19 protein-coding genes are annotated in these 24042 nt (G+C 62.4%); 13 read left to right on the top strand and 6 right to left on the bottom strand.

Annotation, left to right across the window (positions count from 1 at the left end):
- Window positions 1–259: 259 nt before the first annotated feature.
- Window positions 260–2656 (top strand): HAD-IC family P-type ATPase, encoded by a 2397-nt coding sequence (locus P8A24_RS08220; RefSeq protein WP_278058229.1) that lies wholly within the window; start codon window positions 260–262, stop codon window positions 2654–2656.
- Between the two features lie 539 nt (window positions 2657–3195).
- On the opposite strand, the gene P8A24_RS08215 is transcribed toward P8A24_RS08220, so the two are convergent.
- Window positions 3196–3459 (bottom strand): GlsB/YeaQ/YmgE family stress response membrane protein, encoded by a 264-nt coding sequence (locus tag P8A24_RS08215; protein ID WP_278058227.1) that lies wholly within the window; start codon window positions 3457–3459, stop codon window positions 3196–3198.
- A 206-nt stretch (window positions 3460–3665) separates the two neighbouring features.
- On the opposite strand from P8A24_RS08215, the gene P8A24_RS08210 reads away from it, so the two are divergent.
- Complete coding sequence (locus P8A24_RS08210) at window positions 3666–4160, top strand: pyrimidine dimer DNA glycosylase/endonuclease V (protein ID WP_278058225.1); 495 nt, start codon at window positions 3666–3668, stop codon at window positions 4158–4160.
- A 121-nt stretch (window positions 4161–4281) separates the two neighbouring features.
- On the opposite strand, the gene P8A24_RS08205 is transcribed toward P8A24_RS08210, so the two are convergent.
- Window positions 4282–5775 carry an amino acid permease gene (locus P8A24_RS08205; RefSeq protein WP_442319919.1) on the bottom strand — a complete coding sequence of 498 codons (1494 nt, stop codon included), beginning with the start codon at window positions 5773–5775 and terminating at the stop codon, window positions 4282–4284.
- Window positions 5776–5852: 77 nt separating this feature from the next.
- On the opposite strand from P8A24_RS08205, the gene P8A24_RS08200 reads away from it, so the two are divergent.
- Together P8A24_RS08200 and P8A24_RS08195 are read left to right on the top strand one after the other, a co-directional pair.
- A complete protein-coding gene (locus P8A24_RS08200) occupies window positions 5853–7154 on the top strand; it encodes a chloride channel protein (protein WP_278058223.1) in 1302 nt (433 codons plus the stop codon).
- Window positions 7155–7308: 154 nt separating this feature from the next.
- Window positions 7309–8499, top strand: a complete 1191-nt coding sequence (locus P8A24_RS08195) for a sialidase family protein (protein ID WP_423190682.1) — start codon at window positions 7309–7311, stop codon at window positions 8497–8499.
- A 67-nt stretch (window positions 8500–8566) separates the two neighbouring features.
- On the opposite strand, the gene P8A24_RS08190 is transcribed toward P8A24_RS08195, so the two are convergent.
- A complete protein-coding gene (locus P8A24_RS08190; RefSeq protein WP_278058220.1) occupies window positions 8567–9268 on the bottom strand; it encodes a FadR/GntR family transcriptional regulator in 702 nt (233 codons plus the stop codon).
- A 167-nt stretch (window positions 9269–9435) separates the two neighbouring features.
- Between P8A24_RS08190 and P8A24_RS08185 the strand changes: the two genes are divergently transcribed.
- From P8A24_RS08185 to P8A24_RS08150, 8 genes are all read left to right on the top strand, one after another.
- Window positions 9436–11004 (top strand): ABC transporter substrate-binding protein, encoded by a 1569-nt coding sequence (locus P8A24_RS08185; RefSeq protein ID WP_278058218.1) that lies wholly within the window; start codon window positions 9436–9438, stop codon window positions 11002–11004.
- Between the two features lie 82 nt (window positions 11005–11086).
- Entirely contained in the window at window positions 11087–12037 is a 951-nt protein-coding gene (locus P8A24_RS08180) for an ABC transporter permease (protein WP_278058216.1), read from the top strand.
- A 9-nt stretch (window positions 12038–12046) separates the two neighbouring features.
- On the top strand, window positions 12047–14122 hold the full coding sequence (locus P8A24_RS08175; protein ID WP_278060244.1) for a dipeptide/oligopeptide/nickel ABC transporter permease/ATP-binding protein: 2076 nt from the start codon (window positions 12047–12049) through the stop codon (window positions 14120–14122).
- A complete protein-coding gene (locus tag P8A24_RS08170) occupies window positions 14119–14919 on the top strand; it encodes an ABC transporter ATP-binding protein (RefSeq protein WP_278058214.1) in 801 nt (266 codons plus the stop codon). Before P8A24_RS08175 ends, P8A24_RS08170 begins: the two co-directional genes overlap by 4 nt.
- Window positions 14920–14931: 12 nt before the next feature.
- Complete coding sequence (locus P8A24_RS08165) at window positions 14932–15846, top strand: dihydrodipicolinate synthase family protein (protein WP_278058212.1); 915 nt, start codon at window positions 14932–14934, stop codon at window positions 15844–15846.
- A 63-nt stretch (window positions 15847–15909) separates the two neighbouring features.
- Window positions 15910–16908, top strand: a complete 999-nt coding sequence (locus P8A24_RS08160; protein WP_278058210.1) for an ROK family protein — start codon at window positions 15910–15912, stop codon at window positions 16906–16908.
- A 38-nt stretch (window positions 16909–16946) separates the two neighbouring features.
- Complete coding sequence (locus P8A24_RS08155) at window positions 16947–17624, top strand: N-acetylmannosamine-6-phosphate 2-epimerase (RefSeq protein WP_278058208.1); 678 nt, start codon at window positions 16947–16949, stop codon at window positions 17622–17624.
- Window positions 17625–17692: 68 nt separating this feature from the next.
- On the top strand, window positions 17693–18733 hold the full coding sequence (locus P8A24_RS08150; protein ID WP_278058205.1) for an alpha/beta hydrolase fold domain-containing protein: 1041 nt from the start codon (window positions 17693–17695) through the stop codon (window positions 18731–18733).
- Window positions 18734–18739: 6 nt separating this feature from the next.
- On the opposite strand, the gene P8A24_RS08145 is transcribed toward P8A24_RS08150, so the two are convergent.
- Window positions 18740–19534: a TetR family transcriptional regulator gene (locus tag P8A24_RS08145; protein WP_278058203.1), complete on the bottom strand. Its 795-nt coding sequence runs from the start codon at window positions 19532–19534 to the stop codon at window positions 18740–18742.
- A gap of 187 nt (window positions 19535–19721) precedes the next feature.
- Between P8A24_RS08145 and P8A24_RS08140 the strand changes: the two genes are divergently transcribed.
- Window positions 19722–22622, top strand: a complete 2901-nt coding sequence (locus P8A24_RS08140; RefSeq protein ID WP_278058201.1) for a YhgE/Pip domain-containing protein — start codon at window positions 19722–19724, stop codon at window positions 22620–22622.
- A gap of 139 nt (window positions 22623–22761) precedes the next feature.
- Here the strand turns inward: P8A24_RS08140 and P8A24_RS08135 are convergent, their stop codons facing one another.
- Window positions 22762–23001, bottom strand: a complete 240-nt coding sequence (locus P8A24_RS08135) for a (4Fe-4S)-binding protein (protein WP_278058197.1) — start codon at window positions 22999–23001, stop codon at window positions 22762–22764.
- 56 nt (window positions 23002–23057) lie between these two features.
- Window positions 23058–24017, bottom strand: coding sequence for an amidohydrolase family protein (locus P8A24_RS08130; protein ID WP_278058195.1), 960 nt, complete (start codon window positions 24015–24017; stop codon window positions 23058–23060).
- Between the last annotated feature and the right edge of the window lie 25 nt (window positions 24018–24042).

Genomic DNA, 24042 nt, shown 5'->3' with positions numbered 1-24042 from the left:
GCCGCAAAAATTCTACCGATGCAATGAATTTCACTCGCAAATAGCTGGGGATTTGTGGCGTAATCGACGGCAAGGCGCGGTGGGGCCTGCCTGTTCCCGACGTTGGTGCGCACGTTGCGCGGTCGGTCGCTTCTCGCGCACCTGTGTCGTTGCGGTCCGCGCACCGGCGTCGTCATTTGTGGATGGCGGAATCCGCCCAGTGACTGAGGTTTTCTGTCGTAGGTGCGCGGTAACCTGATTCCCAGACGAAAGGGAGTGCATGGAGACTCGTGAAATTCTGGGGCTGAGTGGCGCCGAGGTGGCTGAGCGCATGACGGATGGGCGTCGCAACGTGTTGCCGCCAAGCGCGGGGAAGACCACCTGGGACATCATCCGAACCAACGTTTTTACGCGGATTAACGCGATTTTGGGTGTGCTGTTCGCCGTGGTGCTCACTACTGGGCATTGGATCCAGGCTACGTTCGGCGGGCTGATCGTGGTGAACTCGGTGGTGGGTATTATCCAGGAGCTACGTGCCCGCAAGACGCTCTCTGAGCTCACGATTCTTGGCGAGGAGCATCCGCAGGCGTGGCGCGACGGCGAGCTTGTGGAGCTCGAGCAAAGCGAGATTGTGCTCGATGACGTGCTCCATATCGGCGCCGGCGCGCAGATCGTGGTGGACGGCGAAGTGCTGGATTCACAGTACCTGGATGTTGACGAGTCGATGCTCACGGGAGAGTCGGATCCGGTGCACAAGGCGCCGGGCGATACGGTCATGTCCGGTAGTTTTGTGGTGTCGGGCTCGGGCGATTACCAGGTGACGAAAGTGGGCGCGGATTCGTATGCTGCGAAGCTGACTGCCGAGGCGTCAAAGTATTCGCTGGCAAAGTCCCAGCTCCAGGCGGGGATTAACCAGATTTTGAAGATTATTACGTGGGTGTTGATCCCGGTTGGCATTCTGATTGTGGTTTCGCAGGTGCGTCAGCCGGGCACGCAAACGTATTCGGATGTGGTTCTGCGCATCGCGGGCGCGTTGGTGCCGATGGTTCCGGAGGGGCTGGTGTTGATCACGACGACGGCGTTCGCGCTTGGTGTGATCCGGCTCGGCTTGCGCAAGTGCCTGGTTCAGGAGTTGCCGGCGATTGAGGGTTTGGCCCGTGTGGATGTGGTGTGTGCAGATAAGACGGGCACGCTGACGGAAAATACGCTCGAGTTTGGTGATTTTGAGCTGGTTGGCGCGCTCGGCGAGGAGCGGGCACGCGAGGGGTTGGCGCAGCTCGCTGCCGCGGATCCGGATCCGAACGTGACGATGAAGGCTGTGGCGAACGAGCTTGGCGCACCGGAGCGATTGTGGGAGGTGGTGGAGCGCCAGCCCTTCACGTCGGCGAAAAAGTGGTCTGGTGTGAGCTTTGCAAATGGCGAGCATTGGGTGATGGGTGCGCCGGACGTGCTGGCATCCGGGACGGACGTGGAGCGCCGTGCTACCGAGCTGGGGGATACGGGGCTACGTGTGCTGCTGGTGGGCCGCGCATCGGTGCCGGTGACGGCTGCAGACGCGCCGGGTCAGCTTGAGCCGGTTGGGCTGATCACGTTCGTGCAGAAGATCCGTCCCGACGCTGGCGATACGCTCGATTACTTTGCCCGGCAGGATGTCGAGGTGAAGGTGATTTCCGGTGACAACGCGCGTTCGGTTGGTGCTGTGACCTCGCGCCTCGGTTACGACGCTGGTACCACAGTTGACGCCCGTGAGATTGGCGACGACGAGTTTGCCGAGGTTGTCAATGGTAACCGCGTGTTTGGGCGTGTGCGCCCAGATCAGAAGCAGGCCATGGTGAAGGCTTTGCAAGGCGAAGGCCACACTGTGGCGATGACGGGCGACGGCGTGAACGACGTGCTCGCTTTGAAGGATGCAGATATCGGCGTGGCCATGGGTTCTGGTGCTTCGGCGACCCGGTCGGTGGCAAAGATTGTGTTGCTTGACGACAAATTTGCAACGTTGCCGTATGTGGTGGCCGAGGGGCGTCGCGTGATCGGGAACATCGAGCGTGTGGCGAACCTGTTCTTGACGAAGACGATCTATTCGGCGATGCTTGCGATCCTTGTGGTGCTCGCGCAGGTACCGTATCCGTTCCTTCCGATCCACGTGTCGATTACGGGCTGGTTTACGATCGGTATTCCCGCGTTTATTCTCTCGCTTCCCCCGAATAATTCGCGGGCGCGTGATGGGTTCGTGAAGAGGACGATCCGGTTTGCGTTGCCGGCGGGCTTTATTGTGGGTGCGGTGTCGTTTACGACGTATCTGGTGACGTCGGGTGGTTGGAACGTTCCGCAGGAGCATATGCGCGAGTCGACGGCGGCGCTGCTGGCGCTGATTATCGCCTCCACCTGGGTGCTCGCGTGCGTGGCACGGCCGTGGACATGGTGGAAGATCACGCTGATTGTTCTGCCGCTCGTGGGGTATGGTGTGTTCTTTTTCTGGGGGCCGGCGCAGTGGTTCTTCTCGCTGGATTCGTCGAATGCCTCGATGATGCTCACTGGCGCAGGGTTTGGTCTACTGGGGGCGGGGCTGATTGAGGCTCTGTGGTGGATCGTGAAATGGTCGGTTGGCATCCGTCCGACGTTCTGGAAGACTACCCCATTTTTTGATCGCGATGAGAATGGGAGGATTTCGCTGTGACCTGCGGAAACGCGGTTCAAATTTCCAGAAAATTCCCAGTGTTGCACAGTTTTATTCCAAGGTTCGGTGTGCGATACTGGAGATATCGCGAAGGAGTTGAGTGTTCTCCTCCTGAATGATCCGCCTAGCGGACAAGTGAATAGCGGTAAGTGTGAAAGGGAGTTGTGCCCCGTTAAGTAGCTTTACCGTTGGATCGGGCGGCCAAATGCGTGGATGGCCGACCGATCAATTCTTGCTGAGAGTAGTGACCTCGGCAATCGCGATTGGAGGGCCGGGAGCTTTGCTCCCGGCCCTCCGTGCATTTCCGGGGGTTCCGCCAATTTGTTTTTTCTCGGCCCGATAGTTTAGGCCCCCAACCCCAGTGTTGTGGTTGTGCTCCCCCATGTTTTGCTCTTAAACCTCGTACTGCTCTTTGAGGCATTAGCTTTCGGACTTCGAGGCCCCCAGGTTTTCAGGCTCGCGATAAGAACGAACGCGAAAAGAATGACGCTGGGGGCGCTTCCCATCGGGAAGCGCCCCCAGTTCAAGCAACTGTGAGATCAGTTCTTCTTGTTGGTCACGCCAAGGTAGATGCCGATTGCAACCATCGCGGTGATCGTGCACACGACCCAGCGGATCCAGTCGATGCCTGGAGTGTTGGTCGGGTAGCCGAACACGCCGAGGATCAGGTTGCCAACAACCACGCCGACAATGCCAAGCAGCACGGTCCACAGAACGCCAATGCCCTCGTCACCCTTCTTGAAGAAGCGTGCAAGAACGCCAATGACTGCGCCGAAAATGATCGTTCCGATGATGTTTCCCATGAGATTCTCCTTCCACACCCAGGTTGGGTGCTTACCTGGAACAATGCTACGCGTGTGCGTCGCCAATTTCACCCCTGGTTGGGTTTTATTTCATTTTCTTCACCTCAGGCGTAATAATTGAGTTTCCAGACGCAGTTATCGGTGTTTTTGTCTGATGAATATGCTGTTTGGGTGTGAGAACTGGCCGCTATGTCCGAGGAGAACCAATGCGTTTATGGAGCCTTCACCCTTCCCTACTTGACCGCGCTGCCCTAGTAGCAGGCTGGAGAGAAGCTCTACTTGCGCAAGCAGTACTCGCAGGCCGCACACGCGGTTACACGAACCATCCGCAGCTCAGCCGGTTCCGCAAATCAGCCGATCCCCGCGGAGCAATCGCAGCATTCCTTGACGCGATCCAGACCGAAGCCACCGCCCGCGGCTACAACTTCGACGCCACGCGCATCGACCCTGTCGAACGCTACACAGGAACGATCACCGTCACGGATTCCCAGCTTGCCTACGAACTCACGCATCTGATCACCAAGGTAGAAAAGCGCAACCCTAGCTGGCTACCGTCGCTGGCGCGCAGGCTTGGTTCCGCAGGAAATGAATGGGATCCGAGCCGCGCAGACAGCACACTGCCCACGCAACTGGCCATACCAGCGCACCCCATGTTCGCCGTCGTCGACGGGCCGATCGAAGACTGGGAGCGTGTCAACTAGCTGTCCGCCGCAAACGCCCATGAAAAATGCTCCACCGCGCACAACCCCGCAGAACACACTGTATCGCGCATAAAAAATCCCGGCTGTCCGCGAAAACGCGAACAGCCGGAAACCCACAGCCTCAGTGCGAACGCGACAGATCGGCGTCGGCCGCCGCGATCGACGGCGAACCCGTGGCCAACTTGTGTCCCCACCACAGCGCCAGGAACAACGGTAGCCCGATGTAGGAAGACAACAGCACATAGAAAGACGAATGCCCAGTCAGAGCCTCAACATTCTGGCCCACGATCACCACAGCGCACATCACCAATGCCACGATCGGCCCGAACGGGAACCAGCGCGCACGGAACGGCAACTCGCTCACCGAATGTCCCTGCGCAACAAACGCGCGACGGAACTTGTAATGGCTCCACGCGATCCCCATCCACGTGATAAACCCGGCCAAGCCCGAAGCGTTCACCAGCCACGTGTACGCCACCCCGTTCCCGATCAGTGAGAGCACAAAACCAACCGCGCCCACCGCCGTCGTCGCAAGCAGAGCCGGCATCGGCACGCCACGAGCGTTCACCTTCGTGAAAACCTTCGGCGCCTGCCCGGCCTCCGCCAGTGCGTAGAGCATGCGGGTCGAAACGTACAGGCCGGAGTTGCCGGCCGACAGCACGGCCGTCAAGATCACGGCGTTCATGACGGCCGCAGCTGCAGCGATACCCGCCCGCTCGAAAACGAGGGTGAACGGGGAAAGAGTCACGTCGCCATCGGGGTTCAGAAGCGTCGGATCGGTGTAGGGCACCAGGAAGCCGATCACCGCGATCGCAAACACGTAAAACAGCAGGATGCGCCAGAACACGGACTTGATCGCCTTCGGAACGTTCTTCTCCGGATCTTTCGTTTCGCCGGCCGCAATTCCGAGCATCTCCGTGCCCTGGAAGGAAAAGCCCGCGATCATGAAAACAGCCAGGATCGAGGTGAAACCGCCGGCGAACGGCGCCTCGCCCGCTGTCCAGTTCGCAAATCCAGGGCTCGCGCCGCCCATCACGCCCAAGATCATCGCCACCCCGAGCACCAAGAAAACCACCACCGTGGTCACCTTGATCGCGGCCAGCCAGAACTCGCTCTCGCCGTAGCCGCGCACCGAAACCGCGTTCACCGCGAACAACACCGCGAGGAAACCGCCCGACCACACCCAGCCAGGCACGTCGGGGAACCAGTACTGCATCACGATCGCAGCGGCCACCAGCTCGGCAGCCAGCGTGATCGCCCAGTTAAACCAGTAATTCCAGCCGTTCGCGAACCCGAACGAGCGCGACACGAAGCGGCTCGCGTACTCGCCGAACGAACCCGACACCGGCAGATACGTGGCCATCTCGCCCAGCGACTGCATCAGCAGATACACCATGAAACCGATCGCCACGTAGGCCACGAGCGCGCCACCCGGGCCCGCCTGCGAGATCGTGGCGCCAGATGCCACTAGCAACCCGGTGCCGATCGCGCCACCGATCGCGATCATGTTGAGGTGGCGCGCTTCGAGCCCGCGTTTGAGCTCGTTCGGTTCCGCTGCCGCGTCTGGAGCGCCCGATTCGGGCAGTTCGTTCGGCTCGTGTGATTCGTCGGCCATGCCGCTCCTTCCGTTACGTCGGCATGAGCATACGCTATTTGTTCGCGCTCGAGCGGCATGGCACGTATGGTTTTCGTGTGAGCCTTTCCTTAGTTTTGCGGAGCCGTGCCGCCCGGTGGGCGGTAGTGATTGTTGTGGGTGGCGTGGCGGCCGGGCTGTTCGCCGCCGCCATGACACTTATGCTTCACGCCGTCCAAGGATGGGCCTTCGGTGCACATACGGGCACCATTTCTGGCGACGTTGGCAGGGCGACATTGTGGCGCCGCCTCGCCGTCCCAGTGGTGGGTGGCATTGTGGCGGGCCTGGCCTGGTGGGCGTTGCGCCGGCGTGGGCCGGTGATCAGTGTGGACTCCGCCCTGACGACGGGGCGGCGGATGGGTTTTTGGCGTCCGGTTGCCGATTCATTCACGCAGATTCTCGTTGTGGCGACGGGCGCGCCGATCGGGCGCGAGGCGGCACCCCGGCAGGCGTCGAGCGCGGCCACGGAGCAGATTTCGCGATGGGTGGGCATGTCCGATGCCGACGCGAAACTTGCGTTGGCCTGCGCTGCCGGTGCTGGTTTGAGTGCCGTGTATAACGTGCCGATCGCCGGCGTGGTGTTCACGCTGGAGCTGCTCCTTCATCGCTTGAGTGTGAAGTCGGTGGCGGGCGCTGGTGCGATGTGCGTGGTGTCGATGCTTGTGGCTCGGCCAGTGGTGGGTTCGGGGTCGATCTACCGTTTCCCGGACGTCGAGTTTTCCTGGGTGTATGTGTTGTTCGCGGCGCTGGCGGTGCCGGTGTGTGCGGCGATCGCAGTGGTATTCCAGGCGTGTGTTCAGGCGTGCAAGAAGTTCAGGCCGGGGCCGTCCTGGCGGCTGCCTGCGGCGATCGCAGTGGCGTCGGTAGTGGCCGCGGGGCTGGCATATCCGTTCCCGCAGATCGCGGGCAACGGTATGGATATCGTGCAAGACGGCTACTCGGCGGTAGTTGCGGGAGTCGAGGCGGTGGCCGGTGCTGGTGCCGGGCCAGGTCCGGGTGCTGGGACGGTCATCGGTGTGGAAGCCGTGTGGCTGTTCCTTGGGCTCGCAGTGGCCAAACTCGTGGCCACGTCCATCGTGCTCGGTGCCGGAGCGGATGGCGGTGTCCTCACGCCGTCGTTGGCTGTGGGGGCTGCCGTGGGTGCGGCGATCGCGATCGCGTGCGGACTTCCCGCTGCGCCGATTACCTTGATTTTTGGAGCAGCCGTGCTGGGTATCGTTCAAAACGGATGGATCTTCGGCGCTGTGATGGCATGGGAGCTTGCGGCTGCGCCGCTGTGGATTATCCCGCTGGCACTGGTGGCTTCAGGAGGGGCTTACGCGCTGGCAGGGTTGTGGAGCCGGCGCAAGTCCGTGGAATGAACGGGGATCGCGACCATCGGTTGGGAGTTGCGCAGGCTGACCAGCGGTGTGACGTGTGTATTCAGTGGTCGGTATGCCGAGCGTCGCTCAGTGTGTACGGCGGGTGGTACCGACCCCGGTGGTGCCACATCGTATTCGAAGAAAGGGAACTGGCGTGGAGTTTCGGATTGTGAGCGAGCCGGCGCAGATCGTTGCGCCCTGGAAGGGCTCTGTAGCGGGGGAACGGATTGGCGAGCTGAGGATCCCCGCGCTCGCGGTTGTAGGCGGCCGAGCTCACCTGTTTTTCGACGTCCGTCCAGCTCCGGCGAGCGGATCGGGCGCAGATTTTATCGGCACTACGCTCGCCTCAGATCTGCCGAACCCCAATTGGATCGCCCACATGAGCGCCGAAATTTCGCATCAAGCGGCTCCGCAGTTATCGCAATTCCCATCCCATGAGTGCGGTGTACTCAGCGTGGATGATTTTTCGCCAACCTTTTTCGCTTCTCACCCTCTATATAGAGGTAAAGGCCGAAATAAGTTGGCGAAATTGCAGGGAAGTGAAGTATCGGCCGGTTTGTGGTCCGATCCGGAGCCAGTTTCGATGCCTGCGCCGATCGCCTCGGACGCCGCCGTTTGCGCCACATCACGCGGAATTTTCCTCGCATACGGTTCTACCGAGTCCGTGGGCTACTTCGAATCGCGCGCCGGCGGCGAGCAACTCGAGCCGTGGGTTGCATTCGGTGCGACGCCGGATGTCCTCGAGCATCGCAACATTTCGGCCGAACTTTATGCGGCAACCGGCGCGGACGCGATCTTTGCCACTTCTGGTTCCACAATCGAGTTCGCCGGCCGTGTCCTGGTTCCGTACGTTGCGCGATGGGGCGAGCGAACAGGCGTGGTGATTGTGCATTTCGATGGCACGCGCATCGCTCACATCGCTGAGCCAATCACTGCGCCGGGTGTCCTGCTCGACGAAACGACCCTCGCTGTGGTCGGCAATGAGGTGTGGGCGAACTTCCGGGTGCAGGGTTTCGCGGGGCGTGGTTCGGGCGTGCGTTTTCTGGCGCGCTCGCGCGACGGTGTTCGCTTCAGTGAGCCAGCGCCACTTGAACTTCCCGACCCGGGGTGTAACGCCAAGCAACTTGGCGAGCTGTTCCTTCACCCCGGCTCGCCCTCATCCCGAGAAAATGGCGCGATTGAGCGGATTTCGAACGCTGGTGGCTGGCGCGCGGAGCGCGTCCTTGATCTTGGCGATAGCCCGTTCGGCTATTGCGACGCGGCCTGGCTGCCGAGCGGCCACCTCCTTGTGGTGTTCGAGCGCGACGCCGCATTGTGGCAGGTCACAGTGGTGCTGGCCGAGTAGCAGACTCACCAAACGTTCACGGGTTCCCGCCGAACCGGCGGCCGTGTTCCTGCCAGCCACGGGCCCACTACTTCGCCTCTTCTGGCTCGTCGGCGGCCCGCGGCTCCTCGTGCACAAGCTTGTCCAGTGGCGCGTAGTGCGCTTCGAGTGCCTCGAGGTAGGCTTCGACATCGCCGGCTTCGGCCGCGTCGAGCATGAGCGCGTGGGCGTGAGCGGTGTGGAGTAGCTCGGGGCTGGTGGGCGCCGACAGGTGCGGGATGATCGCCTGGTGGACGAGCCACATCGCGGACGTGAGCTGGGAAAGGAGTTCGTTTCCGACAGTTTCGAGGAGCGCAGAGTGGAAGGCGATATCTTCTTCGAGGTAGCGCTCGCCTCGGGCGGATTTTTCTTCCATCTGCGTGACGATGTCGTGGAGTTCGGGGTTGTGGGTGCCGGCGAGGGCCGCAACGAGTTCCGAGGCGATTCCGCGGTCGAGTGCGCGCCGGGTGGCGACGACGTCGGACAGGGCGTTGCGTCCGCGTTCTGTATCCGTGTTTTCGAGTGCGTTTCGGAGCACGAGCGTGTTGACGAGCGGCTGGAGAGACATTTTCCCGACGAAGGTTCCGCGGCCTTGGCGCACGCCGATGATGTCGAGCGCTTCGAGTTTGCGTAGCGCTTCGCGGACAGAGGAGCGTGAGACGCCGAGGTAGGAGCACAGCTCTGCTTCGGTGGGGAGTGGGTCACCCGGCTGGAGACGGTGGGACAGGATGTAGGCCTTGATCGAATCCATGGTCTCCGTTGACCGATTCTGTGCAGAGGGCTGTTGCTCACTGCGTTCTTTGGAAGTGGTCGAAATTGCATCGACTGCGGCTTGCAATGATTTGTCTGACAACATACTCTGAGTATACGTGATGGAGGATGTCTCCGTCAGACTCAATGGAGAGGAAAGAGAAACCTATGCGTATTACAAAGCGTACGGCTCAGGCTTCCGCAGTACTTGCAGCAACCGCGCTCGCTCTGTCGGCATGTGGCGGCGGCACTACCTCGAACGGCGGCGGCGCAGCCGCAGGTTCTGGTGGCGCAGCTTCCGGCGCGATCACGGTTGGTGCCGCATATGAGACCACCGATTACGGCCCGATCACTACCTCCGCACTCGCAATGGGTGTGAACTGGTCGGTCCTCGAGGGTCTGTACGAGTTCGACATGTCGGATTACTCCACCCGAGCAGCGCTCGCAGCTGGGGATCCGACAAAGGTCTCGGATACCGAATACGAAATCACCTTGCGTGATGGTGCGAAGTTCTCGGATGGCAAGGACGTCACTTCGAAGGATGTTGTGTCCTCCTACAAGCGTGCAACGGCTGACAAGTCGATCTACAAGCAGTTCTTCGGCTTCGTGGATTCGGTTGCGGAGAAGGATCCGAAGACGGTCACCGTCAAGCTCAAGTACCCCTTCGAGAACCTCAAGGCTCGCTTCGTTTCCGTGAAGGTTGTTCCGGATGGCTCGGATGAAGAAGCGCTGAAGGCAAAGCCCGTGGGTACCGGCCCGTACATGTACGATTCGGTCACCCCCACCGAAGTTAAGCTCGTTCCGAACCCGAACTACAACGGCGATAAGAAGGCCACCGTTGCCGAGCTCAAGTACCAGGCTCTGAAGGACGATTCAGCACGCCTCTCCGCTGCTGTTGGCGGCACGATCGATGCGATGGAAGCCGTTCCGGCGTCGGCGAAGGCCCAGCTCGAGGGCGCTGGCTGGAAGGTTGAGGCGGTTCCGGGCTACGGCAACCCGTTCCTGATGTTCAACACCACCAAGGCTCCGTTCGACAAGGCTGAGGTTCGTCAGGCACTCCACTACGCGATCAACACCCAGAAGCTCGTGGATACCGCAATGGACGGCCAGGCAAAGCCGGCCACCTCGTTCCTTCCGGAGGCTAACCCGGCCTACAAGAAGGCGAAGGTCCAGTTCGATTACGACGTGAACAAAGCCAAGGAGCTCCTGGCCAAGAACGGCGTGAAGGATCTCTCGATCACGCTGACCACTACGGATCACCCGTGGGTCACCAACCTCATCCCGCAGATCAAGCAGGATCTTGAGGCTGCTGGCGTGAAGGTTGCCGTGAAGTCGATGGCATCGGCAGACGTCTACGCGAACGTTGCAGACGTGGATAACCCGACCTACGACGTCATTCTCGCACCGGGCGATCCGTCCGTGTTCGGCACCGATCCTGGCATCATCATCGAATGGTGGAACGCCGACAACGTGTGGACCCAGAAGCGCTCGCACTGGAAGGAGTCGGATCCGGCTTCGTGGGGCAAGCTCCAGGAGCTGATCAAGGCTGCGAACCAGGCAACTGGTGATGACGCCAAGGCGAAGTGGGGTGAGGCTCAGGATCTGCTCTCCGAGCAGGCTGTGACCTACCCGCTCTTCCACCGCAACATGCTCACCGCATGGAACGAAGGCAAGATCACCGGATTCAAGCCGATTGCATCCACTGGTCTTCAGACCATCGGCGTCGGCCTCAAGTAAGCCGCGCACCATTTAAGCCCGAGGGGCGGGCGCTCCGCCCGCCCCTCGGCACATGGCCCTCCTGCGGTCAAGGAGTATTTCAGTGAATAACCTTCTCAGGCTTTTAGGACGACGCCTCCTTGCCTTCCCCATCATGGTGATTGGCGTGTCGTTCCTCGTTTTCTTCATCATGTCGCTCTCGCCCATCGATCCGGCCTACTCGGCCCTCGGTGAAACAGCTACCCCCGATGCTCTCGAAGCATACCGAGCTGCCAACGGCTTGAACGATCCGTTCTTTGTTCAGTACTTCCGCTACCTCGCGGGAATGGTCCAGGGCGATCTCGGCACGTACGGTGTTGGCGGCGCTAACCATGTGTCGGACTGGGTAGCACAGGCGCTCCCCGTCACCCTCCAGCTCACGTTCCTCGGTCTGATCATCGCCGTCGTGTTTGCGTTCCCGCTTGGCGTTCTCGCGGCACTTTACCGCGATCGCTGGCCTGATCAGCTCATCCGCGTGCTGTCGGTAATCTTCATCGGTACGCCGTCGTTCTGGCTCGCTGCCCTCCTCGTGATCGCCTTCGTGGGTACACTCCCTGTTTCGGGCGCGCTACCCGCAATGACGGTCGATTTCGGCGGCTGGTTCCTTCGCCTGCTGCTCCCCGCCGTCGCGCTTGCTGTTCCGGTAATCGGCCAGATGACCCGCGTTGTTCGTACCTCGATGGTGGAGGAACTCGACCGCGATTACGTGCGTACCGCTCTCGGCGCTGGAATCCCCAAGGCTGTGGTGATTTCCCGCAACGTGCTACGCAACGCGCTGATCACGCCGGTCACGGTTCTCGGCCTGCGAGTGGGATACCTCATGGGTGGCGCGGTGGTCATCGAGATCATCTTCGGAATTAACGGAATGGGCCAGCTCCTGATTAAGGGCATCCAGCAGAACTGGGTGAGCCTGGTCCAGGGTGGAGCGCTCGTTGTGGCGGTGTCGTTCATTGTGGTGAACGTGATCGTGGACGTGCTTTACCTGCTCATTAACCCGCGTATTAGGTCGGTGTGAGGCAAAATGATGACCAACAAAGAAAAGCTTGAGAAAGTAACGGCAAAGAAGGCCCGCTTCTCACGCATCTCCCACATGTCGGTGGGGGCACGAATCTCGATGGTTGTGCTGGCAGTCGTTGCCACGATTTCCGTGATCGCCTACCTGTTCCCGATTGCTCCGTACGATCCGGCGACGCCGGTGGGGCAGAAGTGGCAGCCGCCGTCGGGTCAGTTCTGGTTCGGCACGGACCACGCGGGCCGTGACGTGTTCTCCCGCATCCTCAATGGCGGAATCTACTCGTTCGCGATCGGTATTTTCGCGATGCTCATTGCCCTCGTGCTTGGCACGATCATCGGCTCGATCGCGGCGGTTGTTCGCAAGTCGATCTCTGAAGTGATCATGCGAATCCTGGACATCATCATGGCTGTTCCGGGTATCGCAATGGCTGCGGTCACGGTGCTCGTGTTCTCGCGCATCTTCGATCCGAAGAACGTGTGGGGCCTGGTCACAGTGATCATCTGCTCGATCGCGTTCGTTTACACCCCGCAGCTGGCACGTATTGTTCGTGCAAACGTGATGGCCGCCTACGGTGAGGACTATGTTCGTGCAGTTGTGGTGGCTGGCGCCCGCGCACCGTGGATCCTGATCCGCCACGTGGCCCGCAACACCGCGGCTCCGGTGCTCGTTTTCGCCACGGTTCTTGTGGCCGACGCGATCATCCTCGAAGCATCGCTGACCTTCATCGGTTCCGGCCTCCAGGCCACGATGGTTCCGACCTGGGGCAACGTGCTTTCCGAGGCATCGTCGAACCTGTCGGTTCTGCTCGGCTACTGGTGGACGGCGTTCTTCCCGGGCGTGCTCATCATGATCACGGTGCTGTGCCTGAACATTCTCTCGGAAGGTATCACGGATGCAATGGTGGCGTCGCCGTCGTCGGCGGCTGTTGAGCTGGTGTCGAAGAACTCGGACCGCGAAGCTGACCGTCTTCTGCTGGACCCGCGCAAGGCGTACGAGGCGCAAGCCGAGTCGCTCCAGCAGCGCCTGGACGCGCTCGCCGCAATCGAAACGCAACGCCACGATCGTTTCCAGTACGATCCCACCAAGACCCCGCTCCTGGAGGTCAAGAACCTCTCGATCCGCTTCCCGCGCCACGGCGACGTCGCGGTGGTGGACAACGTCTCGTTCTCGGTCTCCCCGAACGAGACGATGGGCCTCGTGGGCGAATCGGGCTGTGGAAAGTCGATCACCGCTCTCACAATCATGGGCCTGATCGATCCGCGAGCCAAGTTCGAAGGCGAGATCCTCTACCAGGGCAAGGACCTTTTGAAGATGAAGGCCGACGAGCGCCAGAAGCTCCTCGGCAACGAGCTGGCCATGATCTACCAGGACGCGCTGTCCTCGCTGAACCCGGCCATGCTGATCAAGGCTCAGATGAAGCAGCTCACCTCGCGTGGCGGCACCCGCTCCGCCGAGGAACTGCTCGAGCTGGTGGGCCTGGATCCGAAGCGCACCCTCGAGTCCTACCCGCACGAGCTTTCGGGCGGCCAGCGCCAGCGCGTGCTCATCGCCATGGCTTTGACCCGCGACCCGAAGCTGATCATCGCCGACGAGCCGACAACGGCACTCGACGTGACCGTGCAGAAGCAGGTTGTTGAACTGCTCAACTCCCTGCGCGAGAAGCTCGGCTTCGCGATGGTGTTCGTTTCCCACGATCTCGCGCTGGTTGCGGAAGTCGCCCACAAGATCACGGTGATGTACGCGGGCCAGGTTGTGGAGCAGGCGCCGACGTCGGAGCTCTTGATCCACCCGACCCACGAGTACACCCGCGGCCTGCTCGGCGCTGTTCTCTCGATCGAGGCTGGCTCGGGCCGCCTCCACCAGGTGCCCGGCACGGTTCCAAGCCCGAAGGACTTCCCAGACGGCGACCGATTCGCTCCGCGCTCCTCGCACCCAGGCTACGGCGAAGAGATTCGTCCGGTCCTGACGAAGGTGGGCAACCACCACGTGTACGCCGCGATCCCGCCCAAGCCGGGGGTTACGGATAGTGCCGACGCCGCCGTCGCGGCAACGTTGGCGGCCAACTCGAAGGAGGACGCACGATGACCACTCCGATCATTGACCTGCGCGACGTCGAAGTGACGTTCCGTACCCGCACGGGCTCGATTTTCCGCCCGAACAAGGTGCGCGCGGTGCGCGGCGTGAACATCCAGGTGATGCCCGGCCAGACTGTTGGCATCGTGGGCGAGTCCGGTTCGGGCAAGTCCACCATGGCGAACGTGATGATCGGCCTGCAGCCGGCAACCGCCGGCAAGGTGTTCTTCAACGGCGAGGAGGTGACGAAGCGCAGCGCAGCTGATCGCCGCAAGATTGGCCGCGTGGTCTCCGTCGTCTTCCAGGATCCGGCCACGGCGCTCAACCCGCGCATGACGGTTGCCGACCAGCTCGCGGATCCGCTGCGCGTGCACGGTATCGGCGACGAAACGTCGCGTGCAGCTCGCGTCCGCGAGCTCATCTCCGTGGTGGGTTTGCCGACGTCGGCGCTCGATGCCTTGCCCGGCCAGCTCTCCGGCGGCCAGCGCCAGCGCGTGGCGATTGCCCGTGCGCTTGCGCTCGAGCCGAAAGCGATCATCGCGGATGAGCCGACGTCGGCGCTCGACGTTTCGGTTCGCGCACAGATCCTCAACCTCTTGATGGACCTCAAGAAGGAACTGGGCCTCGCGATGGTCTTCATCTCGCACGATATCCAGACCGTCCGGTACATTTCCGATCGCATCGCGGTGATGAACCACGGCCAGATCGTGGAGGAGGGGCCCGCCCATGAGCTCCTCACCAACCCCAAGGACGACTACACCAAGAAGCTTCTTGGCGCAGCCCCCTCTCTACTTCACCCCACTCTTTAAGGAGAAAGAGCAATGACTAAGCCGATTAGCGGCGTTGTGCCGCCGCTGGCAATCCCGCTCAAGAACAAGGAACTCGACGTCGCATCGCTCGAGCGTTCGATCAATCGCATGATCGAGGCAGGCATCGATGGCCTGTTCGTGCTGGGCTCCACGGGTGAGGTGGCGTTCTCGACGTCGGCTCGCCGCGAGGAGATCCTGCGCGAGGCCACACGTATCGTGGCTGGCCGCGTGCCGATCCTCGCTGGCGTGATCGACACCGAGACCGAGCGCGTGATCGAGCACATCAAGCAGGCCGAGAAGTTCGGCGTGGACGGCATCGTTGCCACCGCACCTTTCTACGTGTTGCAGGGCGAGGAGGATGTGTACCGCCACTTCAAGGCGTTGCACGAGGCCACCGATCTGCCGATCTGGGCCTACGACATCCCGGTGTGCGTGCACTGGAAGCTTTCGCCGCAGTTCCTCATGCGCCTCGCCTCCGAGGGCATTCTTTCTGGCGTGAAGGATTCCTCCGGCGACGACGTCTCCTTCCGTTGGCTCGTTCGCATGAACGAGGCCGCGGGTCACCCGCTGCAGCTGCTCACCGGCCACGAGGTCGTTGTGGACGGCGCACTACTGGGCGGTGCTGACGGCTCGGTTCCGGGCCTGGCAAACGTGGATCCGGACGGCTACGTGCGCATGTGGAAGGCCGCTCAGGCGGGCGATTGGGCGACCGTGAAGGCTGAGCAGGATCGCCTGGCTGACCTGATGACCATGGTGTTCGTCAAGGGCGTTGCCGGCTTCGGCGCTGGTGTTGGCGCGTTCAAGGCCGCGCTGAAGGCGCTCGGAGTGTTCGAGACCAACGAGATGCCGACTCCGGTTCTCCCGCTCGAGGGCGAGAACTATGAATGGGTGTCCGCTAAGCTCCGCGAAGCGGGATTGCTCGCGTGAGACAACCCTGGAGGGGCGGGCAAGCGCCCGCCCCTCCAGGCATTTAACACAAGGGAGAGTTCAATGGCGAGCGAGATCGATGGGCGCGTGCTCGCGCTCGATATTGGCGGCACGAAGGTTGGCTGGGCGGTGCTCGGTTGCGAGGATCGCGTGCTTGATCCGCGCGAGAACACGGGTGCGAGTAGCGGCATCAAAATGTTTGCGCGCGGCGTGATGCCGACCGATGCCCCCAAGGGCGGCGAGGATCTTGCTCGCCGGGTTGCCGAGCTCGCGGCCGCCCAGGTTGAAGAACACGGTTGCGTTGGAGTTGCCGTCGCGAGCGCCGGCGTTGTCGATCCTGAAACCGGCGCGATTATCTCAGCAACCGACACTCTTCCTGGCTGGAGTGGCACACCGCTCGGCGAGATTTTGCGCGAAGCCACCGGCCAACCTGTGTGGATCATCAACGACGTCCACGCCCACGGCCTCGGCGAAGCCCGCCTCGGCGCGGGCCGCGGCTCCGACGTCGTCCTGTCCATCGCCGTCGGAACCGGAATCGGCGGCGCACTCATCCGCTCCGGAGAAATCGACTTTGGCGCCCACAGCCTCGCCGGGCACTTCGGGCACGTCCACCACCACTTCGGCACCGGAATCCCGTGCTCGTGCGGGCGCGCCGGCCACCTCGAAGCCTTCGCCTCCGGCTCCGGGCTCGCCACCTGGTACAACCACCGCTCCGATGAGGCTCACGTTGCGAACGGCGCCGAGCTGCGCGCCCTCGCCGACGCCGGTGACCACCTCGCGCTCGCCTGCTTCAGTGAGTCCGCTTACGCCGTCGGCGAGGTGCTTGGCTCGCTCGCGAACTGCGTCGATCCGCACGTGATCGTCATTTCCGGGTCGGTGGCGAACAAGAACGGAGAAGACTGGTGGGATAATGTTCGCGCCGGCTACGCAGCCTCCGCGATGGACGGCGTCGCGTGTGTGCCGCTCGTCGGCGGCGAACTTGGCGACGACGCCCCGCTCCTTGGCGCCTACCAGAACTTCATGGCACGAACGTCTGTTGACACAACAGAAGCTCTCTCGTAACGGAGAATCGCCGGAAACCCCGGCAGAATCGAGGAAACATGCATCCGATCATTGAACAGCTTCGCGGAAAGCTCGTGGTGTCCGTGCAGGCCTATCCGGGCGAACCGATGCGCAACCCGGAAACGATGGCGCAGATCGCGCGCGCGGCGGAACTTGGTGGCGCGGCCGCGATCCGCTGCCAGGGCCTGGCCGACATTTCGGCAATCAAGGGCCGCGTGGAGATCCCCGTGATCGGCCTGTGGAAGGAAGGGCACGAGGGCGTGTTTATCACGCCGACCCTGCACCACGCCCGCGCCTGCCGCCTCGCCGGTTCGGATATCGTGGCGATTGACGCCACCCGCCGCCCGCGCCCCGATGGGCGCACCTACGCTGAAACAGTGGCGGCACTGCACGAGGACGGCACGCTCGTGATGGCCGATTGTGGTTCGTTCGAGGATGCCAAAATGGCAGTAGAAGCGGGTTCGGACATTATTTCGACGACGCTTGCCGGTTACACGGGCGAGCGCGAGAAGTCGACAGGCCCGGATTTCGAGCTGCTCACCCAGATGGTCGAGGCATTCCCTGACGTTCCGGTGCTGTGCGAGGGTCGCGTTCACACGCCCGCCGACGCTGCCGCCGTCATGGACGCCGGCGCGTACGCCGTCGTCGTCGGCACGGGGATCACCCATCCCACGTCGATTACCAGCTGGTTCGTGGACGCGGTCGCTAACCGCTGACAGTTTTCGCCGACGCCGGTGCATTCCTCTCCGCATCGGCGTCGGCGCGTCTTTTTAAGGAGTTGCGCATGGTCAGCATTGGGGGAGACGCCCGCCCGTACGTGGATCCGGAGCTTGCGGCGTTGGTGGAGGCGAACCCGCCGGACGTGAACGCGGACTTTTGCGTCTGGCGCGAGGCGAGCGAGGCGGCGTTCGTGGAGCCGCCGCTGCCGGCCGGGTACGTGCGCGAGTCGCGGTACGTGGCCAGTTTCCGGCTCCCGACGTCGGCGCCGCAAGGCGCGTCCGAGCCCGCCGAGCCGGCGGCGCATAGCGAGCCGGAGCCGACCGGGCGCGACGTCGAAGTGCGAGTGATCGCGCGCGAGGGCGTGCCTGCCGGTGCCGTGATGTTCGTGATCCACGGCGGCGGCTACGTCGCTGGGCGCGCGAAGTTCGAGGACGCGCGCTGCCTGGAGTTGATCGCCGAGTTCAGTGAGTACCTGTGGCCAGGCGGCGAGAAAGCGCTGGTCACGGCCGCGCCGGACTACGCGCTCGCGCCCGATTACCCGCATCCGGGCGGCCTTGAGGATACGGCGACGGCGCTGCGCGCGGTTTTCGAGTGGTTCGAGGGCGTGCCTGTGGTGCTGTATGGCGATTCGGCGGGCTCGGGCATGATCCGCCAGCTGCTCGCGCGCCTGTCCGACGCCGAGCTGGCGCGGCTCGCCGGCGTGATTGCGCTTGAGCCGTGCCTGAGTGCGCGCATGGACACGGGCTCGTTTGAAACGTACGCGGGTGCGGCAACGTGGAGCCGCGAGGCCGCAGAGTTTTCCTGGGACGCGTACTTTGCGCCAGGTACGGATCGGGGCGTGATTGAGCCGCCGATTTCGCAGGTCAGCGCTGGGTTCCCGCTCGTGTGGATCGGCGTGAATCCGGTCGATACCCTGCGCGACGAAGGTATCGCCTGGTACACCGCCCTCGCCGACGCCGGTGCGAAAGTTGAGTTGCATGCCTTTCCTGGCACGTTCCATGGCTGGCTTGCCGGGCTTGGCACGCGCTCATGGGCGCGTGTGAAAGAATCTCTACGCCCGTTCCTCGCCGACGCCGTCGAGGAATGGGAGTGGAGGCGCGGCTAGCGCCTCCTACGATGGGAGGCCGTCGGCGTCGTAGCCGAAGATTTCGTCTGCAGAGCGTGGGTCGAGCGTTTCTCGCGCTCGAGCGCGCTTGGTGAATGCTTGTGCGGAAGTGAGTGTTTCTTCCGTAGTTGGTTTCGTCAATCTCACCAAAATTTCGGGCAGCGTGCGCACGAGCAGGTCCGTGTAGTTCGATTCGCCACGCGTGAGGGCTTGCGTGATGGAGCGTTCGGCCACCGCGAGTATCACTTGCACCATATCTTGCGTGGAGAGCGTTGCGCGCCGGCCGATGGTGGAGAGGCGGGTGTCGATGATCTCGGCGAGCTGGGCGGCGAAGGCGTCTGCGCCGGCGCGTAGCGGGGTGTCCTTATTTTCTGCGCGTGCGAGGTATGTGGAAAACTCGGTGAGCAGAAGTGAGGTTTCGCGCGAAAGTGGGATTGCCGCCACGATGCGCGCGCCGAGCTCCGCAAGACGGGCCCGCGCTTCGGCGTCGTCGGAAGACGTGGCAGGAACGGAGCCGGCGGGTTCCTTGAAAGCCTCCTCGAGCGCACCCAAAATCTGATCCCATTGCTCCTTCGCGAGGGTCTGGACGAAGTGGTCCATATCGCGGAAGTTGGAGTAGAACGCGCCGCGCGAAAAGCCGGCCTCTTTCGTGATATCGCCGACGGAGGTGCCGAGGATCCCGTTGGTCACGACGAGGCGTGCGCCTGCCTCGAGCAGGCGCGAGCGGGTGTTGAGACGGCGCTGCGAGAGCGCGCCCTCGAGGAGCTGTTCGACTGCGCTTTGACGGGCGGACTGTGTCACTTTCTGCCTCCTTGTTGCCTCCCGACGCCGGTGTGGGCGGCTTTTCGATGGGCTCCTGGGGGTGGGAGCCCGGTCATTCTCTGGGATGAAAGTTTACCTCATCACTCGATACAGGGGTGTATTGAATTGAAAGGATACACAGGTATATCGTGTTCTTCAGTTGATGAGTTCAAGGAGAATTTCACTGATGATGACGCGCATGAAGGGGCCTCGTTTGGCCACGACGATCGTGTTGATCGCGGTTTTTGTGATTCCGCTGCTCTATGCAGGGTTGCTCACGATGACGTACCAAAACCCCACACATCGTCTGAACAAGATCACGGCCGCGGTGGTGAACGAGGATCAGGCGTATATCGCCACGTTGATTACGGGGAAGAGTGAGGAGCTGAACCTCGGCAAGGAACTGACGGATGCACTCACGGATCCGAAGCCGGGTGAGGATGTGGGCTTCACGTGGAAGCGGATGGATAAGGCACAGGCTGAACGCGAGATCACCCGCGAAGGCGTGCGCGCGATCCTCTATATTCCGAGTGGGTTTACGCGCGAGGTCGCTCGCGTGGGTGGCACGCAACCCACGTCGGCTTCGACGCAGACGTTGCGGCTGGTCACGGATGACGGCGTGAACTATTTGGCTGGGACGCTTGCCAAGTCGGTGGCGTCGCAGATGACGGAGCGGATCAACGCGCGCGGTGCGGATCGCATCTTGGGCCGTGTTCTGCTGAGCGTGGATGAGATCCGTAGTGGCATGAGTGATGCGAGTGATGGCGCGGCGAAGCTCGCAGACGGCACGGGCGAGCTCACCGTGGGAATCGGCGATCTTGAGGATGGCTCTGTCAAGCTGGAAACCGGTATCACCGCGCTGCGAACCGGCGCGGACAAGGCGGCGAACGGCTCGTCGAAGCTTGCAGATGGCCTGGGTACGCTCGACGGCGGGGTTGCAGATGCGAATGCTGGCGCGGCCAAGCTCGCAGATGGTACTGGTCGGCTCACTGCCGGGACTTCGGAACTCGATGCGAAGGCGGGCGAGCTCGCCACCGGCGTCGGGAAGCTGACTACCGGTTCGGGAACTCTCGCGGATGGCGTGCGAAAGTACACCGACGGTGTCGGCCAGGCGGGCGTTGGTGTGCTCAAGATTTACGACAATGCGATCGCTGGCGGCGAGAAGCCGGGCCTCCCGGCGGCGCTTGCGCAGCTTAAAGCCGGCGTCGGAACGGCAGGCGATTTCTCGCCGTCGGATCCTGCGAGCGCGCAAACCTCGCTTGCTGCCGGAATCGCGGGGCTCCAGGCGGGGCTCGGGCAGCTGTCGGGTTCGCTGGCTGGTGGCCAGGAGACTCTCGCGGGTGGCGCCCAGGCGCTGGCCGCGGGAGCCGATAAGCTCCAGGCCGGAATCGCCGGCGATGGAAAAGAAACCCTGGCGAAGGGCAGCAGTGCTCTCGTTGATGGGCTTGCGAAGCTCCAGGCGGGAGTGAACGGTATCGATACTGCGAAATTCGGGGAAGCAGTCAAGGGTGCCGCCGCACTCCAGAAGGGTGTAGCTGATTACACCGGCGGCGTGGAAAAGCTTGCCGGCCTGTGCAAACTCACTGGCGACAAGGGTCTCGTGTGTGCAGGGCTCGCACAGCTTGCGGCAAAGAATGGTGAATTGAACGCTGGAGCGACGCAGCTCGCTGGAGGGCTCACGGCCGCCGGTCAGGGGATAGAACAGCTCGGCACATTAAGCCAAGGCGTCGATCAGCTCTCGGCTGGGGCGAAGAAACTGCAGGCAGGAATCGGTGAGGCAGGGAAGGGTGCCGCGGCGCTCAACCAAGGCGCTGCCAAGCTCGCTGCTGGTGCACAGGCCGCAGGCGATGGCGCGGCCAAGCTGTCCGCTGGCGCGGATCAACTTGGTGTAGGTGCAGTGAAGCTCAGTGGGGGCATCGATCAGCTCGCAGCCTCGGTTGGTGCGGCGAACTCGACCGATCCAAACACTCTTGCCGGTGCGCTCAACGCGCTCCGTACCGGAGTGAGTGAGCTGTCGAGCAAATCGGGCGAGCTCACCGCTGGCGCAGATCAGCTCCGTGGCGGGCTGGGGCAACTGAACGGCAATATGCCTGCGCTCACACAGGGCGTCGGCGTGTTGAAGGATGGTGCCACCCAGCTTAATCAGGGCGCGGGCGCACTCTCGCACGGCCTTGGAAAGTTGAAGGCGGGTTCTGCTACAGCAGCTGGCGCGGCAAACCAGCTCGCCACCGGGCTGGAGACGCTGGCGAACGGAACCCTCCAGGCGGTGAACGGCGCATCTGCGCTCGCGGATGGTTCCACGAAGGCGAAGGACGGAGCTGCGAAACTCGACGACGGCGCCACGAAGCTTGCCGATGGACTACGCGAAGGGACGGACAAGATCCCCGCGCTGAGTCAATCGGATCGCGATAACGTGGCAAATACGGCCTCGAATATTGTGAAGGTCGATCCGATCCGCGGCCACGCTGTGGCAAATGATGGCGCCGGCTTCACGCCGATGTTCATGTCGCTCGCATTATGGATCGGCACGATCGCGCTGTTCCTTGTGCTCCCGGCCCTTGATAAGGCGATGGGTCCGAAGCGTTGGGTTGCGGCGGTTACCCGCCCGGCAACCACCGCAACACTGATCGCGATCGTGCAGGCCGCCGTCATGATGCTCGTAGTGAACTGGATGGGTGAGCTCCACGCTTCCAACATTGTCGGGCTCACTGCTCTCGCGATTCTTTCCTCGATCTGCTTCATGGCCATCAACCAGGCGTGTGTGGCGGCGTTCGCGTTCCGTGGTCGCTTCCTCTCGATCGTCCTGCTCTGCCTCCAGATCACCACGATGGGTGCAACCTTCCCGATCGAAACTGCCCCGGCGTTCTTCCAATGGGTGCATCCGTTCCTGCCGATGAGCGATACGCAACTTGCATTCCGTTCGATGATCGCAGGCTCTGGGGTGGATGGAATCGTGGGCCGAACGGTGTTGGTGCTGGTGATGTGGACAATCGTGGCGTTCGCGATCTCGCTGTTCGCCTCGAAGGTTCGTCTTTCGCACCGCGCTGAGCTCCCGGCAGACGAAGCCCTGGCGCCCACGGCCGCCTAGCGAACAGCGTGTGCCACGCCCCGGCGTCGTCGGGAAACGGGTACGCGGGCGTCAGCCAAACAAAAAGAAAACCGCACAGATCGAACGGTGGGGCCCGGAAGCATGAGCTTCCGAGCCCCACCGTTCATTCGTGCAACGTTCAGCTTTCCTTATGCAGGATGTATTTGAGTGCGCCGGAGGGGCAGGTGTCGATGATCGCGGCGATCTCTTCGGCGTCAGCGGCGGCCGGATCGATCCAGGGGCGGCGGTTCTTGCTGAACACGTCGCCATTCCCACGCACGCAGTTCCCCGAATGTTGGCAGATCGGCGGGTTCCACAGCACGCTGATGCCCTCGGCGTCGTAGGCCTTGTACCCTTCTGGGATGTCGGAAACGCTCATGGAGAAGTCCTTTCTTATTTGTGCTACCGCTCACTGTACAACGCTGTGCGCCGTAACTACAGACCAAGCAGAGCCTGGGCGTTCCCGCGCAAAATCTTCGCCTTCACGTCGTCGTCGAGCTTGGCGGTGCGAATGTAATCAAACGCGCGCACGTACTTATCTTCTTGGAAGTAGGGGATGTCGGAGCCGGCCATGATTTGGCTATCGCCGTACGTTTCAACCGCCAGGCGTAGCGACGGCTCATGGAAGTTCGCGGCGTCGTAATACATGTGGTGCAGCATCTCGCGCGGCGAGCTGGCGAACGAATCCCAGTCAGTGTAGTTATCTTCGATGCGTTGGGAAAGGAAAGCGAGGTCGCCAGCCAAGTGTGCGATATGCAGGCGCACGTGCGGGAACCGGTTCGGGTGGTCCTTCTTCATGAGCTGCAGCGTGGCGATCGCATCCTCCATCGGAGCGCCGTTCACCCAGGTGAGCCAGAAATCCGTGATCATGGGTGTATGCGCGCCGGAGCCGGTGGCGTGGATGTTCACGAGCGCGCCGCGTCGGTCGAGTTCTTCCCAGATCGGGTCGAGTTGCGGGTCGGCGATCGAGAGCCCGCCGGGCAGGACTGTGGGGAACGCGATCCCGTGGAAGTGCAGTTCGTCGAAAATGCGCCCGATCTCTGCGATGGATTCTTCAACGTGGGGGAGCGGGAGCGAGCCGAGCGCGAGGAAACGGCCGGGATAGCGGGCGACGACGTCGGCGTAGATGTCGTTGATCATGCGCGCGGCTTGCGCGGACTTGTCTGGATCAGCGACGGATGGGATCTGCGGAGTAGCGGCGAGGACCTGTGTGGCAACACCAGCTCTGTCCATCCACTCGAGGCGCTTGGCCATATCGGCCTCGGTATCGTCCGCGTTGATGTTGCGGGCGATCGCGGTGGTTGCGGGGTCCACGCCGATTTCCTCGAGGAAATCGAGATAGCGGGCGGGGTAGATGTGTGCGTGCATGTCAATCGCGTTGACGGGGGAGTCCATGGCAACTTCTTTCATTGAAAATTAA

It is taken from the genome of Arcanobacterium wilhelmae (genome assembly GCF_029632765.1).
In the GTDB taxonomy this organism is placed as follows: domain Bacteria; phylum Actinomycetota; class Actinomycetes; order Actinomycetales; family Actinomycetaceae; genus Arcanobacterium; species Arcanobacterium wilhelmae.
This window is presented reverse-complemented; position numbering and strand designations above follow the sequence as displayed.

What these genes read in the sequence shown, in the direction of transcription:
- P8A24_RS08220 (WP_278058229.1), top strand. Translation starts at nt 260, where the DNA reads ATGGAGACTCGTGAAATTCTGGGGCTGAGTGGCGCCGAGGTGGCTGAG.
- P8A24_RS08215 (WP_278058227.1), bottom strand. Translation starts at nt 3,459, where the DNA reads ATGGGAAACATCATCGGAACGATCATTTTCGGCGCAGTCATTGGCGTT.
- P8A24_RS08210 (WP_278058225.1), top strand. Translation starts at nt 3,666, where the DNA reads ATGCGTTTATGGAGCCTTCACCCTTCCCTACTTGACCGCGCTGCCCTA.
- P8A24_RS08205 (WP_442319919.1), bottom strand. Translation starts at nt 5,775, where the DNA reads ATGGCCGACGAATCACACGAGCCGAACGAACTGCCCGAATCGGGCGCT.
- P8A24_RS08190 (WP_278058220.1), bottom strand. Translation starts at nt 9,268, where the DNA reads ATGGATTCGATCAAGGCCTACATCCTGTCCCACCGTCTCCAGCCGGGT.
- P8A24_RS08185 (WP_278058218.1), top strand. Translation starts at nt 9,436, where the DNA reads ATGCGTATTACAAAGCGTACGGCTCAGGCTTCCGCAGTACTTGCAGCA.
- P8A24_RS08175 (WP_278060244.1), top strand. Translation starts at nt 12,047, where the DNA reads ATGACCAACAAAGAAAAGCTTGAGAAAGTAACGGCAAAGAAGGCCCGC.
- P8A24_RS08170 (WP_278058214.1), top strand. Translation starts at nt 14,119, where the DNA reads ATGACCACTCCGATCATTGACCTGCGCGACGTCGAAGTGACGTTCCGT.
- P8A24_RS08165 (WP_278058212.1), top strand. Translation starts at nt 14,932, where the DNA reads ATGACTAAGCCGATTAGCGGCGTTGTGCCGCCGCTGGCAATCCCGCTC.
- P8A24_RS08160 (WP_278058210.1), top strand. Translation starts at nt 15,910, where the DNA reads ATGGCGAGCGAGATCGATGGGCGCGTGCTCGCGCTCGATATTGGCGGC.
- P8A24_RS08155 (WP_278058208.1), top strand. Translation starts at nt 16,947, where the DNA reads ATGCATCCGATCATTGAACAGCTTCGCGGAAAGCTCGTGGTGTCCGTG.
- P8A24_RS08150 (WP_278058205.1), top strand. Translation starts at nt 17,693, where the DNA reads ATGGTCAGCATTGGGGGAGACGCCCGCCCGTACGTGGATCCGGAGCTT.
- P8A24_RS08140 (WP_278058201.1), top strand. Translation starts at nt 19,722, where the DNA reads ATGATGACGCGCATGAAGGGGCCTCGTTTGGCCACGACGATCGTGTTG.
- P8A24_RS08135 (WP_278058197.1), bottom strand. Translation starts at nt 23,001, where the DNA reads ATGAGCGTTTCCGACATCCCAGAAGGGTACAAGGCCTACGACGCCGAG.
- P8A24_RS08130 (WP_278058195.1), bottom strand. Translation starts at nt 24,017, where the DNA reads ATGGACTCCCCCGTCAACGCGATTGACATGCACGCACACATCTACCCC.